This is a genomic window from Neoroseomonas lacus, from assembly GCF_014644535.1.
Taxonomy (GTDB): Bacteria; Pseudomonadota; Alphaproteobacteria; order Acetobacterales; family Acetobacteraceae; genus Neoroseomonas; species Neoroseomonas lacus.
The window spans coordinates 184551-199677 of sequence record NZ_BMKW01000011.1 but is presented as its reverse complement, the minus strand read 5'-3'; the positions used below and the strand labels follow the sequence as shown (position 1 = coordinate 199677).

The 15127-nt window shown below is 67.8% G+C and carries 18 protein-coding genes and 1 other RNA gene; 14 read left to right on the top strand and 5 right to left on the bottom strand.

Going from position 1 to position 15127, the window contains the following annotated elements:
• Positions 1 to 52: 52 nt before the first annotated feature.
• Together IEY36_RS21725 and ilvD are read left to right on the top strand one after the other, a co-directional pair.
• A complete protein-coding gene (locus tag IEY36_RS21725; RefSeq protein WP_188970761.1) occupies positions 53 to 1159 on the top strand; it encodes an Mrp/NBP35 family ATP-binding protein in 1107 nt (368 codons plus the stop codon).
• A 317-nt stretch (positions 1160 to 1476) separates the two neighbouring features.
• Entirely contained in the window at positions 1477 to 3333 is a 1857-nt protein-coding gene (gene ilvD, locus IEY36_RS21720) for a dihydroxy-acid dehydratase (RefSeq protein ID WP_188970759.1), read from the top strand.
• A gap of 49 nt (positions 3334 to 3382) precedes the next feature.
• Here the strand turns inward: ilvD and IEY36_RS21715 are convergent, their stop codons facing one another.
• Genes IEY36_RS21715 through thyX form a run of 5 tightly spaced genes read right to left on the bottom strand, consistent with a single transcriptional unit; the run spans position 3383 to position 5635 of the window.
• Positions 3383 to 3841, bottom strand: a complete 459-nt coding sequence (locus IEY36_RS21715; protein ID WP_188970758.1) for a DoxX family protein — start codon at positions 3839 to 3841, stop codon at positions 3383 to 3385.
• 58 nt (positions 3842 to 3899) lie between these two features.
• Complete coding sequence (locus IEY36_RS21710) at positions 3900 to 4259, bottom strand: solute carrier family 23 protein (protein ID WP_272873141.1); 360 nt, start codon at positions 4257 to 4259, stop codon at positions 3900 to 3902.
• Between the two features lie 35 nt (positions 4260 to 4294).
• On the bottom strand, positions 4295 to 4561 hold the full coding sequence (locus IEY36_RS21705) for a hypothetical protein (protein ID WP_188970756.1): 267 nt from the start codon (positions 4559 to 4561) through the stop codon (positions 4295 to 4297).
• Positions 4558 to 4704 (bottom strand): hypothetical protein, encoded by a 147-nt coding sequence (locus tag IEY36_RS21700; protein WP_188970754.1) that lies wholly within the window; start codon positions 4702 to 4704, stop codon positions 4558 to 4560. Before IEY36_RS21700 ends, IEY36_RS21705 begins: the two co-directional genes overlap by 4 nt.
• The gene (gene thyX, locus IEY36_RS21695; protein WP_188970752.1) at positions 4694 to 5635 is read right to left on the bottom strand and encodes an FAD-dependent thymidylate synthase; all 942 of its coding nucleotides are present in this window, start codon (positions 5633 to 5635) and stop codon (positions 4694 to 4696) included. The genes IEY36_RS21700 and thyX overlap by 11 nt, the downstream gene beginning before the upstream one ends.
• A gap of 230 nt (positions 5636 to 5865) precedes the next feature.
• Here thyX and IEY36_RS21690 point away from each other — a divergent pair, with 230 nt between their 5' ends.
• The 12 genes from IEY36_RS21690 to IEY36_RS21635 all read left to right on the top strand — a co-directional run bounded on the left by IEY36_RS21690 (position 5866) and on the right by IEY36_RS21635 (position 15117).
• Entirely contained in the window at positions 5866 to 7038 is a 1173-nt protein-coding gene (locus IEY36_RS21690) for a M20 aminoacylase family protein (RefSeq protein WP_188970750.1), read from the top strand.
• A gap of 2 nt (positions 7039 to 7040) precedes the next feature.
• Positions 7041 to 7361: a transfer-messenger RNA gene (ssrA, locus tag IEY36_RS21685) on the top strand.
• A gap of 39 nt (positions 7362 to 7400) precedes the next feature.
• Positions 7401 to 7919: an SspB family protein gene (locus tag IEY36_RS21680; RefSeq protein ID WP_188970748.1), complete on the top strand. Its 519-nt coding sequence runs from the start codon at positions 7401 to 7403 to the stop codon at positions 7917 to 7919.
• A 322-nt stretch (positions 7920 to 8241) separates the two neighbouring features.
• Complete coding sequence (locus IEY36_RS21675) at positions 8242 to 9903, top strand: fumarate hydratase (RefSeq protein WP_272873140.1); 1662 nt, start codon at positions 8242 to 8244, stop codon at positions 9901 to 9903.
• A 192-nt stretch (positions 9904 to 10095) separates the two neighbouring features.
• On the top strand, positions 10096 to 10344 hold the full coding sequence (locus tag IEY36_RS21670; protein WP_229681484.1) for a DUF2798 domain-containing protein: 249 nt from the start codon (positions 10096 to 10098) through the stop codon (positions 10342 to 10344).
• Positions 10345 to 10375: 31 nt separating this feature from the next.
• On the top strand, positions 10376 to 10633 hold the full coding sequence (locus IEY36_RS21665) for a DUF1272 domain-containing protein (protein WP_188970746.1): 258 nt from the start codon (positions 10376 to 10378) through the stop codon (positions 10631 to 10633).
• A gap of 48 nt (positions 10634 to 10681) precedes the next feature.
• Entirely contained in the window at positions 10682 to 11068 is a 387-nt protein-coding gene (locus IEY36_RS21660) for a RidA family protein (protein WP_188970744.1), read from the top strand.
• A gap of 121 nt (positions 11069 to 11189) precedes the next feature.
• Positions 11190 to 11507, top strand: coding sequence for a YXWGXW repeat-containing protein (locus IEY36_RS21655; RefSeq protein ID WP_188970742.1), 318 nt, complete (start codon positions 11190 to 11192; stop codon positions 11505 to 11507).
• 65 nt (positions 11508 to 11572) lie between these two features.
• The gene (locus IEY36_RS21650; protein ID WP_188970740.1) at positions 11573 to 11980 is read left to right on the top strand and encodes a VOC family protein; all 408 of its coding nucleotides are present in this window, start codon (positions 11573 to 11575) and stop codon (positions 11978 to 11980) included.
• A 258-nt stretch (positions 11981 to 12238) separates the two neighbouring features.
• Positions 12239 to 13651 carry a class II fumarate hydratase gene (locus tag IEY36_RS21645; protein ID WP_188970738.1) on the top strand — a complete coding sequence of 471 codons (1413 nt, stop codon included), beginning with the start codon at positions 12239 to 12241 and terminating at the stop codon, positions 13649 to 13651.
• On the top strand, positions 13648 to 13881 hold the full coding sequence (locus IEY36_RS21640; protein WP_188970736.1) for a ribbon-helix-helix domain-containing protein: 234 nt from the start codon (positions 13648 to 13650) through the stop codon (positions 13879 to 13881). Before IEY36_RS21645 ends, IEY36_RS21640 begins: the two co-directional genes overlap by 4 nt.
• A 369-nt stretch (positions 13882 to 14250) precedes the next feature.
• Positions 14251 to 15117: a cytochrome c oxidase subunit 3 gene (locus IEY36_RS21635; RefSeq protein WP_188970734.1), complete on the top strand. Its 867-nt coding sequence runs from the start codon at positions 14251 to 14253 to the stop codon at positions 15115 to 15117.
• The last annotated feature ends 10 nt before the right edge of the window (positions 15118 to 15127 follow it).

Here is a 15127-nt window from a genome sequence, read left to right as displayed (position 1 = left end):
CAACCTCGCCCGGCGTAGGCGATATTGTCCAGTAACGAGGGCTTTTCAAGCGATGGCTGAGACTCTGGCGGAAGCGGTGACGGTGGCGCTGCGGTCGGTGAAGGACCCCGCAACGGGGCGCGACGTGGTATCCGCGGGCATAGTGCAGGGCCTCGCGGCGCGCGATGGCCTAGTGCAATTCTCCCTCCAGGTGCCGCGCGAACGGGCCGCGCAGATGGAACCGCTGCGCGCCGCCGCCCAGAAAGCCGCCGCCGCCGTGCCCGGCGTCCTCAGCGCCACCGTCGTGCTGACCGCCCATCGCGACGTCGCGCCGCAACCCGCTACCCCCCGCCAGGCCGCGAAGGCGCCATCCGGGCAGGGCCCGATGCTGCTGCCGGAAGTGGGTGCGATCGTCGCCGTCGCCTCCGGCAAGGGTGGTGTGGGCAAATCGACCACGGCGGTGAACCTCGCCGTCGCGCTGGCGGCGCAGGGGCTGAAGGTCGGGCTGCTGGACGCCGACATCTACGGTCCCTCCCTGCCGCAGATGCTCGGCACCCGGGAACGCCCGCGCGCGACCGGGGACCGCATCACCCCGCTGACCCGCTGGGGCCTGAAGGCCATGTCCATCGGCTTCCTGGTCGATGAGGAGACGCCGATGATCTGGCGCGGCCCGATGGTGATGGGCGCGCTCGAACAGATGATGGGCCAGGTCGAGTGGGGCGCGCTCGACATCATGATCGTCGACATGCCCCCCGGCACCGGCGACGCGCAGCTGACCATGTCCCAGCGCGTGCCGCTGGCCGGCGCCGTCATCGTTTCCACGCCGCAGGACGTGGCCCTGCTCGACGCCCGCCGCGGCGTGCGGATGTTCGAGAAGGTGAACGTCCCAGTGCTCGGGCTGATCGAGAACATGTCCTACTACTGCTGCCCGAACTGCAACCACCGGGCCGATCTGTTCGGCCATGGCGGGGCAAAGCGGGAGGCTGACCGCCTCGGCGTCGAATTCCTCGGCGAATTGCCGCTGAAGCTGGAAATCCGCGAGCTGGCCGATGCCGGGACACCAATCGTCACCGCCCGGCCGGACAGCGAGGAAGCCGCCACCTACCGCGCCATCGCCGCGCGGGTGTGGGAGAAGGCGCGAGCCAAGGCCGAGGCCGGGCCGGCCATCGTGGTGGACTGACGCCGCGCGTATCGACTTGACCGGCTGAAGGTTGGAGGGGCCTTGCCCCTCCAAGCCACCTCACCAAAGGCCGGCGACCTTCGGAATGGCATCTTTTAGCTCCTGACGGCCATGTCGTGCCCGGGGCCCACTCGATTTCGCAGAAATCGCCCGAAGGTCCAGGAAGCTGAGTTTCCTGGCGGGGGTGCTCGAGGGGCGGCGCCCCTCGAGCCACCGACCCATTTTGGCCTCGACGGCCATCCGCGCTACATCCTGGCGCAATGCCGGCCGGACCTGATTGGCGCCCGGCCACCGGAACCGCGACGAGGAACGCCCGCATGCCGCAATATCGCTCCCGCACCACCACCCATGGCCGCAACATGGCCGGCGCGCGGGGCCTATGGCGCGCCACGGGCATGAAGGACGGCGATTTCGGCAAGCCGATCATCGCCATCGCCAATTCCTTCACCCAGTTCGTCCCGGGCCATGTGCATCTGAAGGACCTCGGCCAGCTGGTCGCGCGGGAGATCGAGAAGGCCGGCGGCGTCGCCAAGGAATTCAACACCATCGCAGTCGATGACGGCATCGCCATGGGCCATGACGGCATGCTCTACAGCCTGCCCTCGCGCGAGCTGATCGCCGACAGCGTCGAGTACATGGTCAACGCCCATTGCGCCGACGCGCTGGTCTGCATCTCCAACTGCGACAAGATCACGCCCGGCATGCTGATGGCCGCGATGCGACTGAACATCCCCACCATCTTCGTCTCGGGCGGGCCGATGGAGGCCGGCAAGGTCGTGCATCGCGGCCAGAAGCGCAGCGTGGATCTGATCGACGCCATGATCGTCGCCGCCGATGCCTCGGTGACCGATGAGGAAGTGGCGGTCATCGAACGCTCCGCTTGCCCGACCTGTGGATCCTGCTCGGGCATGTTCACCGCCAACTCGATGAACTGCCTGACCGAGGCGCTCGGCCTCGCTTTGCCCGGCAACGGCACGGTCGTCGCGACGCATTCGGACCGCGAGCGCCTCTTCCTCGAAGCCGGCCGCCGCATTGTCGAGATCACCCGCCAGCACTACGAAACCGACGACGACACGGTGCTGCCGCGCAACGTCGCGACCCGCACTGCCTTCGAGAACGCCATGACGCTCGACATCGCCATGGGCGGGTCGACCAACACGGTGCTGCACCTGCTCGCCGCTGCGCAGGAAGGCGAGGTGTCCTTCGCCATGGCCGATATCGACCGCCTGTCGCGCCGCGTGCCGGTGCTGTGCAAGGTCGCGCCCTCGGTTGCCAACGTCCATGTCGAGGATGTGCACCGCGCCGGCGGCATCATGGGCATCCTCGGCGAACTCGACCGCGCCGGATTGATCGACACCTCGGTGTCGCGCGTCGACGCGCCCTCCCTCGCCGAGGCGCTGGCCCAGTGGGATGTCTGCCGCACCAACGCCAAGGCGGTGCACGACTTCTTCAGCGCCGCACCCGGCGGCATCCCGACCACCGTCGCCTTCAGCCAGTCCGAACGGTGGGAGAGCCTCGACCTCGACCGCGAGAAGGGCGTGATCCGCGACGCGGCGCATGCCTTCTCGGTCGATGGCGGGCTGGCGGTGCTCTACGGCAACCTCGCCGAGGAAGGCTGCATTGTGAAGACGGCCGGTGTCGATGCCGCAATCCTGCGCTTCACCGGCCCCGCCCGCGTCTTCGAAAGCCAGGACGCCTCGGTCGAGGCCATCCTCGGCGGCACCGTGAAGGCCGGCGATGTGGTGCTGGTCCGTTATGAAGGCCCGCGCGGCGGGCCGGGCATGCAGGAGATGCTCTACCCGACCAGCTATCTGAAATCGAAGGGCCTGGGGAAGGTCTGCGCCCTGGTGACGGATGGGCGTTTCTCGGGCGGCTCCTCGGGCCTGTCGATCGGGCATTGCTCGCCGGAGGCGGCGGAAGGCGGCACGGTCGGCCTGGTCGAGGAAGGCGATACGATCGAGATCGACATCCCCGCCCGCACCATCCGCCTCGCCGTGTCGGAGGAGGACCTCGCCCGCCGCCGCGTCGCGATGGAAGCGAAGGGCGCGGATGCCTGGCAGCCGGCCGCGCCGCGCAAGCGGCAGGTGAGCACGGCGTTGAAGGCCTATGCGGCGCTGGCGACCAGTGCCTCGCGCGGGGCAGTGCGGGATGTGAGCACGCTACGCCGCCGGTGACGCAGCCCTCGCCCCGGTCGCGCAGCACGCCGCGACCGGGGCACCGGACCTACCCGGCCCGGACGGCTCGCACAGGCAGGCCGCACCGCGCGGCGACGGCGAAGATATCCTGCCGGTGCGCATAGGCGACGAAGACGCCCATCACCCAGGTGAAGCAGGCTTCCTTGAACAGCTGCCCGCCATCGCCATAGGGGTCGATGCCGATCGGCCCGATCGTGTGGAAAAAGATCGCGCCGCTCATCAGCCCGACCGCCAGCAGCGCACCCCAGGCGCGCGTCAGCGGCACCAACACCAGCAGCGCGGCGATGATCTCCATGATCGCGACGGTCAAGCGGAACGGCTTCTCATAAGCCGGGATGCCGAACCAATTCGCCAGCGGTTGGAATATTCCTTCCACCGATGCCGGATGGCCAGTCAGCTTGTACTGCTCGTACCAGAGAAATTCGTAGGCGATCCAAATCGCGGCAGGCCAGGCGAGCAGGCGCAGGATGCGGTCGGTGCGGGTCATGGCGGGTTCCCCCCAAGCTGTCGGACTGATCAGGATTTCGTCAGCCGGCGACGGAAGGTTACAGGCGCGCCGTTAGAGCATGATGACCACAGGCGCACATGCGCCGGCGGCCTGGATCACGCGATGAAACCCCGCCAAAGCCCACGCACTGCACCAGCGTCGCAAGCCCGCAGGCGAACAGGTCGGCACTGATCAGGAAGGCGACGTCCTTGGGCGGCAGGTGCAATGCGCGACCGATGATGAGCGGCACCTCCACGGCACCGGCATACATGACCAGCACATGCTGCAAGGCGAGCAGGAGCAGCCGTGGCAGCGACAGCGTCTCGTCAACCGGATGCACGACGGGGGGGTGATGCCATGTCCAAGCCCTTCTGCCGCGCCACAGACCGGGCGTCGCTTCAAGCACAAGGAGGGCCATGGTTATGTCGCGGAAATCCTTCCGACAGGTACGCGCTATCGCTTCTGGGTCATCCGTCCGACCACGAAGCCGAAGATGAAGGTGCCGATGAGGATCGCCGCCACCTCCCCCATCAGCGCATGCACCAGCGGCAGGCCTACCAGCAGGCCCAGCGTGAAGCCCCCGATGAAGATCCAGCGCCGCGTGGCGGGCCCGAGGGCGGCCCACCGGCTGATCGGCTTCTTCGCCTTTGCCCGCGGCGCCCGCGGCGTCCCTGCCGTCCGCGGTTTCGCGGGGGCACGCGTCTTCGTGCTGCCGCTCATGCCGCCGGGCCCGACAGGGTGGCATCCTCCGCCCGGTCATCAAGCCGGCCGGGCAGCACCACGTGGCCACGGCGCCCGACGGTCTTCAGCCGGTCGGCGACCGCCAGGAAATCGAGGATCGCCGTGGCGCGCTCAGCCCGCATCGCGGCCGATCGTCTCCATCAGCTCCCGCCATTCGCGCTTCGACAGGCCGGAGCCTTCCTGCGCGACCGCCTCGCCGGCCAACATGCGTTTCACGATGCCCATCATCTGCGCCGACAGCGTCACGGCGCCGAGCCGATAGTCACGGAAGGCGTCGAAGGCCATCGGCACCCAGGCCTTCACGGTGTCCAGCATCGCCTCGGCATAGACGCGGATCTCGTACTGGGCATGGGCATCGGCGCGCAGGGAGAGGAAGTGCAGCAGATTGTGCAGGTCGGTCTTCCAGTACCACTGCGTATAGGCATTCAGCGTCAGGTTCATCCGCGCCAATTCGCGCGCCAGCCCCTGCCGGCCGGGGTCGCGCGCCGCGCCGTCATCATCCTCGTTCAGCATCTCGAGGTAATGGTCGTAGTTGCGCGTCGCATCCTCGCGCAGCAGGTCGAGCACGCGGGCGGCCTCGGCACCTTCCAGCACATCGCCGCGACCCTGGCGGTTCACCGCCGACTGTGCCGCCAACTGGTCCGGCGCGGGGATGTAGAACTCCCGATCGAGGATGGAATAGCGCGCGGAATACTCGTTCACATTGGCCGTGCGATGCCGGATCCACTGCCGCGCGATGAAGATCGGCAGCTTCACGTGGTACTTGATCTCGCACATCTCGAAGGGCGTCGAATGGCGATGCCGCATCAGGTAGCGGATGAGGCCACGATCCTCATTCGCCGCCCGCGTGCCGCGACCATAGGAGACGCGCGCCGCCTGCACGATGGCCGCGTCGTCGCCCATATAGTCGATGACACGGACGAAGCCGTGGTCGAGCACCGGAATCGCCTGAAACAGCATCTGTTCCAGCGCCGCCACGCTCGGCCGGCGGGTGCGGCCCTCCGCCGCCCGCGCGGCCTCGATTTCGTGCTGCTGTTCGTCGGTCAGCGTCATGCCGGTCCCCTCGGGGGCGGCAACGTGCCGCGCCAACTCGCGTAATAGGCGGCCTGGAACCACCGCGCCAAGGGCCAGAGACAGCGGCACCCGATAAGGCGCCGGCCATGGGCATGGGGGGGGACGCGGGGTCGCGAGGCTGGGAGCGCTGGGCATGGGCAGCCCGACCGGGGGCTGGGCCGGCGCCGGAACCGGGTGCAGCATGGGCTCAACCACGTACCGGAGCCTCCATGTCCCCCCTCGACGCCATTCGCCGCGACCATGCCGAACTCACTGCCATCCGGCAGGATTTCCACACCCATCCCGAACTCGGCATGGCGGAACACCGCACCGCCGAGATCGTCGCCCGCAAGCTCGAATCCTGGGGCATCGAGGTGCATCGCGGCGTCGGCGTCACCGGCGTGGTCGGCGTGCTGCGCAACGGCACCGGCAACCGCGCCATCGGCCTGCGCGCCGACATGGACGCCCTGCCGATCGAGGAACTCAACGACGTCCCTTACCGCAGCGCGACCAAGGGCGTGATGCATGCCTGCGGCCATGACGGCCACACCACCATGCTGCTGGGTGCCGCCAAATACCTGGCCGAGACGCGCAACTTCGACGGCATCGTCCACTTCATCTTCCAGCCCGGCGAGGAAGGCTGCGGCGGCGCGCTGGCGATGCTCGCGGACCGGCTGTTCGAACGCTTCCCCTGCGATGCCATCTACGGCATGCACAATCGGCCCGGCATGGCGGTCGGCCAGTACGGCATCCGTTCTGGCGCGACCGCGGCCGGTGGCGCCTTCTTCGACATCGTGGTGCGCGGCAAGGGCTCGCACGGCGCGCGGCCGGAGGTCAGCATCGACCCTGTGCTCGCCGCCTGCCACGTCACCACCGCGCTGCAATCGATCGTCAGCCGGACGCTGTCCCCACGCGACCCGGCCGTGGTCAGCGTGACCAAGGTGATCGGTGGCGAGGCCTACAACGTCATCCCGGAGACCGCGACGATCTCGGGCACGGCCCGCTTCTTCACCCGCGAGGTGGGTGAGCAGATCGAGGACGCAATGCGCCGCCTGGCCGAGGGCGTGGCGGCCGGCTTCGGCGCGACGGCGACGCTCGACTGGCGGCTGATCTTCGCCCCGACCATCAACGACGCCACCCAGACCGAGGCTTATGCCGAGGCCGCGGCCGAACTGGTCGGCGCCGAGAAGGTGGCGCGCGACAATCCGCCGGGCATGGGGTCGGAGGATTTCTCCTTCATGATGGAGAAGGTCCCGGGTGCGTACATCCATGTCGGCAACGGTCCGGGGGCGATGCCGCACAACCCGCATTACCAGTTCAACGACGAGACGATCCCCTATGGCGCGGCTCTCTATGCCCGCGTTGTCGAGCGTGGATTGAGCCGCGACGGGCAGGGAGCGTAATACCCCTCGAAATCCGCGGCGCTCTCGCCTATATGAACCGTGTCACCTTGGTGACTATGGCGATAAACGGCGTATGGAATAAGCGTTGCGGACCCGGGGGCGGTACCCGGCGCCTCCACCACTCAACCCGCCTTATCAGCGGCAGATGGGGGCGAAATAGGCTCGACGCGCGCGGTAAAGATCCGTCTTTTGCCCGGCATGGTACCGCCGTCATCGGACCAAATCACAAGTGCCAATGATAACGGTCGCGAGACCGTGGCGCTCGCTGCCTAGAGATAGGTAAGCGCGGTTCGGGGGGCACCGGGCAACAGAAGCCCCCCACTTCTCTTGGTATTTTTCGCCGAAGTGCCATAGATGCCCGCATGAGCGATGATGCCCCACCCCCTGAGAGCCTGCTGCCCTACGATGTCTGGGCGGAGGAAGCGCTGCGCGAAGTCGCGATCCGCGCAATCGAAAGCGCGGCGGCCCATGGCTTGCCCGGGGATCACCATTTCTACCTGACTTTCCGGACCGATCATCCGGGCACCTCGGTGCCGGGGCACCTCAAGGCGCGCTATCCGCAGGAGATCACCATCGTCCTGCAACACCAGTACGATGACCTGATCGTTGACCGCCAGGCGCAGCGCTTCGAGGTGACATTGTTCTTTGGTGGCGTGCCGTCGCGGCTGGTGGTGCCCTTCGGCGCGCTGACCATGTTCCATGACCCGCATGTGCGCTTCGGCCTGCGCTTCCCGGTGCTCGGTATGGACGCCGCGATGATGGATGACGTACCGGAGCCGGAAGCGCCGCCGGCCGATGCCCCGGCCGCCGAACCGCCGTCCGGCCCGGCCCAGGTGGTCAGCTTGGATGCCTTCCGCCGCAAGCCAGCCAAGGATGGCTGACCCGCCGAATGGATCGAAGTGCTTGATATCGCACACTTTAAGATTTTAGGATTTTAAGCTTTTATTCCTCGCAGCCTGCTACCGCGCTGAGCGCAATCCGCCTGTTGATGCTGCGAACATAACACGAACAATTCTCCGAAATCCAGCGCCGCCCCATGGCAAAGGCGGCAAAAGGTGTCCAGAGGCCTCGGGTCTTTGGCAAGGTGGTCTGGAGGGACAGAGCCCCTCCAGCCTTATCGCCGCATCCGCGCCCGGTTGGCGCCCTGCCCCGCCCTGCGCTAGACCGCGCCTTGCGCGCCCGTTGCGCGCCCGGAGACCGCGCATGACCCCGCCCCTCGACGACGCCGCCCCCGCCCGCCCCGAAGGCTACCGCTTCAGCACCATGTTCCCGCTGGGCGAGGACACCACGCCGTATCGCAAGCTCGATATCGGCGGCGTCTCGGTCATCGAGGTCGAAGGCAAGCCGGTGCTCAAGGTGAAGCCGGAGACGCTGACGGAACTCGCCTTCCGTGCCTGCCACGAGGTCTCCCACCTGCTGCGCCCGGCGCATCTCCAGCAGCTCGCCAACATCCTGAAGGATCCCGAGGCGAGCGCGAATGACCGCTTCGTCGCGCTCGACCTGCTGAAGAATGCCAATATCGCCGCCGGCGGCGTGCTGCCGATGTGCCAGGACACCGGCACCGCCATCGTCTTCGGCAAAAAGGGCCAGCGCGTCTGGGTCGAGGGGGACGAGGAGGAGGCGCTGTCCTTCGGCGTCGCGCGTACCTACACCGAGACCAACCTGCGCTATTCGATGATGGCGCCGATCTCCACCTTCGTGGAGAGCAACACCGGCAACAACATGCCGGTCGAATTCTCCATCATGGCGCAGCCCGGCGACCACCACGCCGATGAGATGCACCTGATGTTCATCCTCAAGGGCGGCGGGTCGGCCAACAAGACCTTCCTGTACCAGCAGACCCGCGCGGTGCTGAACAAGCCGAAGCTGCTCGCCTTCATCGAGGAGAAGGTGAAGACGCTCGGCACCTCGGCCTGCCCGCCCTATCACCTGTCCATCGTGATCGGCGGCACGAGCGCCGAAATGAACCTCAAGACGGTGAAGCTCGGCTCGACGAAGTGGCTCGACGCACTGCCGACCAAGGGCGACACCTCCGGCCACGCCATCCGCGACACCGAGCTCGAAGCCGAGATCCACAAGCTGACGCAGAACCTCGGCATCGGCGCGCAGTTCGGCGGCAAGTATTTCTGCCACGACGTGCGCGTGATCCGCATGGCGCGGCATGGTGCGTCGCTGCCGATCGGCATCGGCGTGTCGTGTTCGGCCGACCGCCAGATCAAGGCGAAGATCACCCCCGAGGGCGTGTTCCTGGAGGAACTGGAGCACGAGCCGGCGCATTACCTGCCCGAGCACACCGAGGACATTCTCGGCGGCGAGGTGGTCAAGATCGACCTCAACCGCCCGATGGACGAGATCCGCGCGACGCTGTCGCAGTACCCGGTGAAGACGCGCGTCTCGCTGACCGGCACCATCGTCGTCGCCCGCGACATCGCGCACGCCAAGCTGCAGGAACGCATCGAGGCCGGCCAGGGCCTGCCGCAATACATCAAGGACCACCCGGTCTATTACGCCGGCCCGGCTAAGACGCCGGAAGGCTACGCCACCGGCTCCTTCGGCCCGACCACGGCGGGGCGGATGGACAGCTACGTCGAATCCTTCCAGGCCAATGGCGGCTCGCTGGTCATGCTCGCCAAGGGCAACCGTTCGAAGCAGGTGCTCAACGCCTGCAAGAAGTACGGCGGCTTCTATCTCGGTTCGGTCGGCGGCCCGGCGGCCCGGCTGGCGCAGGACTGCATCCGCAAGGTCGAGGTGCTGGAATACCCCGAACTCGGCATGGAAGCGGTGTGGAAGATCGAGGTCGAGGACTTCCCCGCCTTCATCGTCGTCGACGACAAGGGCAATGATTTCTACGAAGGGCTGGAGTAGCGCGCGCCGCGCCGGGCCGCGCAGGCGGGGCCGGCGCGATGGCTTGACCACCCGGGCCGGCTGGCGATATCCAGCGCCCGTCGCCTCCCGGCGACCGTAAGCGTCTCACGCCAGGCAACGCACCAACCTGCCCCCATCCAGGCGGCTCCATGCCGCCGGCTGGTTCGGGCGTTTGTCCTGTGAGGTTCCATCGTGACCACGATTCCCCGCATCCCGGCCCGCTTTGCCGGGATCGTCATGCCCCTGCTGCTGTCCGTCATCATGACTTGCATCATCTCGGGCGTGTCGACCTTCCTCGCCTTGGGCTTCTCGCGTGAGGCGCTCGATGCCTGGCCGCTCGCCTGGGCCATGTCCTGGGTCTTCGCCTTCCCCACCCTGCTGGTGGTGCTGCCGATCGTCCGGCACCTCGTCTCGGTCCTCGTCGCGCCGCCCATGCGATGACAGTATGGGCGGGCCGAGAAAGGAACGACCCATGCTCCAGCTCCGTCCCAACTGCGAATGCTGCGGCCGGGACCTGCCGCCCGACAGCCGCGAGGCGCTGATCTGTTCCTTCGAATGCACATGGTGCGTGGATTGCGCGCGCACCCGGCTGCCCGGCGGGCTCTGCCCGAATTGCGGCGGCAACCTGGTGCCGCGCCCGATCCGCCCGGCGGCGAAGCTTTCGACATTCCCCGCCTCGACCGAACGCATCCATCGCCCCGAACGCTGCGGCGGCGCCGTCACCGCCTGAAGCCGGGGCACTCATGCCCGCCACCCGACACCATCAAGGATCCACCCCATGACCGAACGCCGACTCATTTCCTCCGGCTCGAAGTTCGAGGAGGAGATCGGCTATTCCCGCGCCGTCGTGGTCGGCGACGACATCTGGGTCTCCGGCACCACCGGCTATGACTACGCGACCATGACCATTGCCCCGGATGTCGCGGCGCAATGCGACCAGACCTTCCGCAATATCGCCGCGGCGCTGGCCCAGGCCGACGCGACGCTCGACGACGTGGTGCGTGTCACCTTCATCGTGCCCAACCGCGCCGATTGGGAACCCTGCTGGCCGGTGGTGAAGAAGTATTTCGGCAAGGCCCGCCCGGCCTCAACGCTGATCCATGCCGGCCTGCAGACCGATGCGATGAAGATCGAGATCGAGGTCACCGCCCGCCGCCGCGGCTGAGGCAACCCTTACTGCCACGGACCGTTACCCTTCGCAGCAATCCCGCCTCCGTGCCGCCGCAGGCGGCGCGGATGCTTGTCGGGACGGGCCAATACCGACCGCCCGCGAAGGAGAGTACGCCATGACGACGCGCCGAGGTCTGTTCGCCGCCCTGCCCGCCCTTGCCGCCGTCGCGGCCGGCCTCGCCCTGCCCACGACCGCCGAGGCGCAGAGCATCACCCTGCAGTTCGGTCCGCCACCACCGCCGCCCTATGCCCGCCCGGCGCCGCCGCCACGGCGCGGCCGGGTCTGGGTGGAGGGGCATTACCGCTGGAATGGTCGCCGCTATGTCTGGGAGGAAGGCCATTGGGTCCGTGGCCGGCGCGGCCGCGAATACGCCCAGCCGCGCTGGGACCAGGATGGCGACCGTTGGCGCTACCACCCCGGCCGCTGGAACTGAGCGCGGGTGACAGGGCGGCCCCCGGCCTGTACAGGGCTGGCGCCGCCACTGTTCCGGGACACGACATGCGCTTCGCCGTCGATCGCCTTGACCACCTGGTCGTCACCTGCCGGGACGTCACCATCTCCGCCTCCTGGTACCAGCGCGTGCTGGGCATGGATGTCGAGGAGTTCGGCGAACAGAACCGCACGGCGCTGAAGTTCGGCGGGCAGAAGATCAATCTCCGCCCGATCGAGGCGACCCAGCAGGAATGGTGGACCGGGGCGGCCGGCGGCGTGCCGGGCACCGCCGACCTCTGCTTCATCGTGACCGTCGATGCCGACCAGATCATCGCACATTTGCAGCAATGCGGCGTGGCCGTCGCCCTGGGTCCGGTCGCCAAGGCCGGCGCGCTGGGGCCGATCACCTCGGTCTATTGCCGCGACCCGGATGGCAACCTGATCGAGATCTCGACCTACGGGGCGCGGGACTGAAACGCCTCGCGCCGTCGGCCAGCCGCCGCCTGGCCATGATGCCGCTCGACTCGGCCAGGGCGGCGATATCCGCCGGCCTGGCGCCTCTCGCCGCCCTCGATGCCGCTGGCGCGCAACTTTTCGCCATGGACCTTTTCGATCCCCTCGATCTCCTCAATCCTATGGGTCACCGCTGAGCCCCTCCCGCTCGATCCGATGCCGATGAGGTAACGCAGCGCGGTGTCGCCCCTCCACGGGTATTCAACCGGGACAGCCGCCATGACCGCCACCCGCACGGAAACAGACTCCCTCGGCACCATCGAGATCCCCGCCGATCGCTACTGGGGCCCGCAGACCGAGCGCGCCCGCGACTTGTTCCGCATCGGCGATGCCCGGCTCGACCCTGGCGTGGTCCGCGCCACCGGCCTGCAGAAATGGGCCTCGGCCGAGGCCAATCGCCGCCTCGGCGAATTGCCCGAGAACATCGCCGAACCGATCAAGGCGGCCGCGGCCGAGGTCGAATCCGGTGCGCGCGATGCCGACTTCCCGCTGCCCGTCTGGCAGACCGGCTCCGGCACCCAGACCAACATGAACGCCAACGAGGTCATCTCGAACCGCGCCAATGAAATGCTGGGCCAGAAGCTCGGGACACGGAAGCCGATCCATCCGAACGACCATGTCAATCGGGGCCAGTCGTCCAACGACAGCTTCCCCACGGTGATGCACCTCGCCGCCATCCAGGCGGTGCGCCACCGGCTACTGCCCGGCCTGGCCGCGCTGCATACCGCGCTGACGGCCAAGGCAGACGAATACGCCGGGATCGTGAAGCTCGGCCGGACCCACATGATGGACGCGGTGCCGGTTACCCTGGGCGGCGAATTCGCCACCTGGGCCCGCCAGGTGCAGAACGGCATCGCCCGCGTGACCGACGCCATCCCGCGCCTGCTGTTGCTGCCGCAGGGCGGCACCGCGGCCGGCACGGGCCTGAACACCCATGCCGCCTTCGCCGAGACCTTCTGCGCCATCGTCGCTGAACGCACCGGCGAGGCCTTCGCCCCCAACCCCGACAAGTCGGAAGGCATGGCCGCGCATGACGCCTTCGTCGAATTGCATGGCGCGCTGAACACCGTCGCCGTCTCGCTGACCAAGATCGCCAATGATGTCCGGTTGCTCGGTTCCGGCCCACGGGCCGGGATCGGCGAGCTGGTGATCCCGGCCGATGGGCTGTCCTCCTCCATCATGCCCGGCAAGACCAACCCGACGCAGTCCGAGGCGCTGACCATGGTCGCCGCCCGCGTCATGGGCAACCAGACCACCGTCACCTTCGCCGCTGCGCAGGGGCATCTGGAACTGAACGTGTTCAAGCCGGTGATCATCCAGTCGGTGCTGGAGAGCACGACGCTGCTGGGCGACGCGGCCGCCTCCTTCGCCAAACATATGGTGGCCAAGCTGGAACCCAACCGGGCGCGGATCGCCGACCAGATGGCGAAGTCGCTAATGCTGGTGACCGCGCTGAACCCCCGCATCGGCTATGACCGTGCGGTGCAGATCGCCAAGCTCGCCCTGGCCGAGGACCTCACCCTGAAGGACGCGGCCGAACGGCTCGGCCATGTGACGCCGGCGGATTTCGACCGCTGGGTGCGCCCGGAGGACATGCTGCGCCCGGGCGGCACGCTGGAGGGCGGCGGGTGAAGCCGCATCTGGCCAAGCGATCCTTCAGCCTGGCCGGGCACCGCACCTCGATCGCCCTGGAACCCGATTTCTGGGCGGTGCTGGAACAGGTCGCGCGGGACCGCGCGGTCAGCCTCGCGGGGCTGGTGGTGGAACTGGACGCGGCACGGGCGGAAGACGGCGCGCCCCTGGCCAGTACACTGAGGGTCTTTGCGCTGCGGCAGGGGCGGGCCGTCGATGGCATCGGGTGAGCCGAAGAATTGGCGGCCTTGCCCGCCCATAGCGGACAGCGCCCTTTGGAACGCCACCTGTCGGTGCCGCGCGCCCCTGGCGGAATCGGCGGCGAGACCCGCCTGCGCCCCGCGAGCCCGAGATGATCCGAGGCGGGCGGGGCGTCCGACACCAATTGACGGTTTCCAAAGGCCTCGGGCCTTTGGCCGGGTGGTCCGGAGGGACGGCGCCCTTCCGGACTTCCCTGCCGCCATGGTTACACCACCGGTGCAAACAGCAAGATTCGCGGTCGCGGGCTTGATCCGGCGGGGCTTTTCGGGATTGATGCGGCGCGATGCGGGCGGGCGGCGCAGGCCGATCGCGCGCAACCTTCAGGTCCAGGGATTCCGATGGCCAGCACCAGCCTCGCACACGCCGATCCGGCGACCGGCGACGTCGCGCCGCACTACAAGCACCCCTACCATCTGGTGGATCCGTCTCCCTGGCCGTTGATCGGGGCGTTCAGCGGTGGGGCGATGCTGTTCGGCATCGTGCTCTGGGCCCATGACAACATCCATTGGATGTTCGGGCTCGGCCTGATGGGCGTGCTCGCCACCATGTTCTTCTGGTGGCGCGACGTGGTGCTGGAGTCGCGCACCCCCGGCCTGCACACGCCGATCGTGCAGATTGGCCTGCGCTACGGCATGACGCTGTTCATCGCCTCGGAGGTGATGTTCTTCGTGGCCTTCTTCTGGGCCTATTTCCACTTCGCGCTCTTCCCGCAGCATGTGTCGGGTGCCGCGGCGCCGCCGGTCTGGCCGCCGCGTGGCATCCTGACCTTCGACCCGTGGGGCCTACCCTTCCTCAACACCATGATCCTGCTGCTGTCGGGCTGCACGGTGACCTGGGCGCATGCGGCGCTGCTCAACAACGACCGCAAGGGGCTGCTGCGCGGGCTAACGCTGACGGTGCTGCTCGGCATCTCGTTCACCTCGCTGCAGGCCTGGGAATATGCCGAGGCGCCCTTCCCCTTCGTGGATGGCGGCATCTACCCCTCGGTGTTCTTCCTCGCGACCGGCTTCCATGGCTTCCATGTGATGGTCGGCACCACTTTCCTGCTGGTCTGCCTGATCCGCGCCTATAAGGGTCACTTCACCCCGGAGCGGCATTTCGGCTTCGAGGCGGCCGCCTGGTACTGGCACTTCGTCGACGTGGTGTGGCTGTTCCTCTTCATCTGCATCTACCTGCTGGGTGCCGGCGAGATCGCGCAGCACTGACGCCGAGCCG

Bases quoted from the DNA above. Each gene is read 5' to 3' on its own strand.
- IEY36_RS21725 (WP_188970761.1), top strand. From the start codon at position 53: ATGGCTGAGACTCTGGCGGAAGCGGTGACGGTGGCGCTGCGGTCGGTG.
- ilvD (WP_188970759.1), top strand. From the start codon at position 1,477: ATGCCGCAATATCGCTCCCGCACCACCACCCATGGCCGCAACATGGCC.
- IEY36_RS21715 (WP_188970758.1), bottom strand. From the start codon at position 3,841: ATGACCCGCACCGACCGCATCCTGCGCCTGCTCGCCTGGCCTGCCGCG.
- IEY36_RS21710 (WP_272873141.1), bottom strand. From the start codon at position 4,259: ATGGCCCTCCTTGTGCTTGAAGCGACGCCCGGTCTGTGGCGCGGCAGA.
- IEY36_RS21705 (WP_188970756.1), bottom strand. From the start codon at position 4,561: ATGAGCGGCAGCACGAAGACGCGTGCCCCCGCGAAACCGCGGACGGCA.
- IEY36_RS21700 (WP_188970754.1), bottom strand. From the start codon at position 4,704: ATGCGGGCTGAGCGCGCCACGGCGATCCTCGATTTCCTGGCGGTCGCC.
- thyX (WP_188970752.1), bottom strand. From the start codon at position 5,635: ATGACGCTGACCGACGAACAGCAGCACGAAATCGAGGCCGCGCGGGCG.
- IEY36_RS21690 (WP_188970750.1), top strand. From the start codon at position 5,866: ATGTCCCCCCTCGACGCCATTCGCCGCGACCATGCCGAACTCACTGCC.
- IEY36_RS21680 (WP_188970748.1), top strand. From the start codon at position 7,401: ATGAGCGATGATGCCCCACCCCCTGAGAGCCTGCTGCCCTACGATGTC.
- IEY36_RS21675 (WP_272873140.1), top strand. From the start codon at position 8,242: ATGACCCCGCCCCTCGACGACGCCGCCCCCGCCCGCCCCGAAGGCTAC.
- IEY36_RS21665 (WP_188970746.1), top strand. From the start codon at position 10,376: ATGCTCCAGCTCCGTCCCAACTGCGAATGCTGCGGCCGGGACCTGCCG.
- IEY36_RS21660 (WP_188970744.1), top strand. From the start codon at position 10,682: ATGACCGAACGCCGACTCATTTCCTCCGGCTCGAAGTTCGAGGAGGAG.
- IEY36_RS21655 (WP_188970742.1), top strand. From the start codon at position 11,190: ATGACGACGCGCCGAGGTCTGTTCGCCGCCCTGCCCGCCCTTGCCGCC.
- IEY36_RS21650 (WP_188970740.1), top strand. From the start codon at position 11,573: ATGCGCTTCGCCGTCGATCGCCTTGACCACCTGGTCGTCACCTGCCGG.
- IEY36_RS21645 (WP_188970738.1), top strand. From the start codon at position 12,239: ATGACCGCCACCCGCACGGAAACAGACTCCCTCGGCACCATCGAGATC.
- IEY36_RS21635 (WP_188970734.1), top strand. From the start codon at position 14,251: ATGGCCAGCACCAGCCTCGCACACGCCGATCCGGCGACCGGCGACGTC.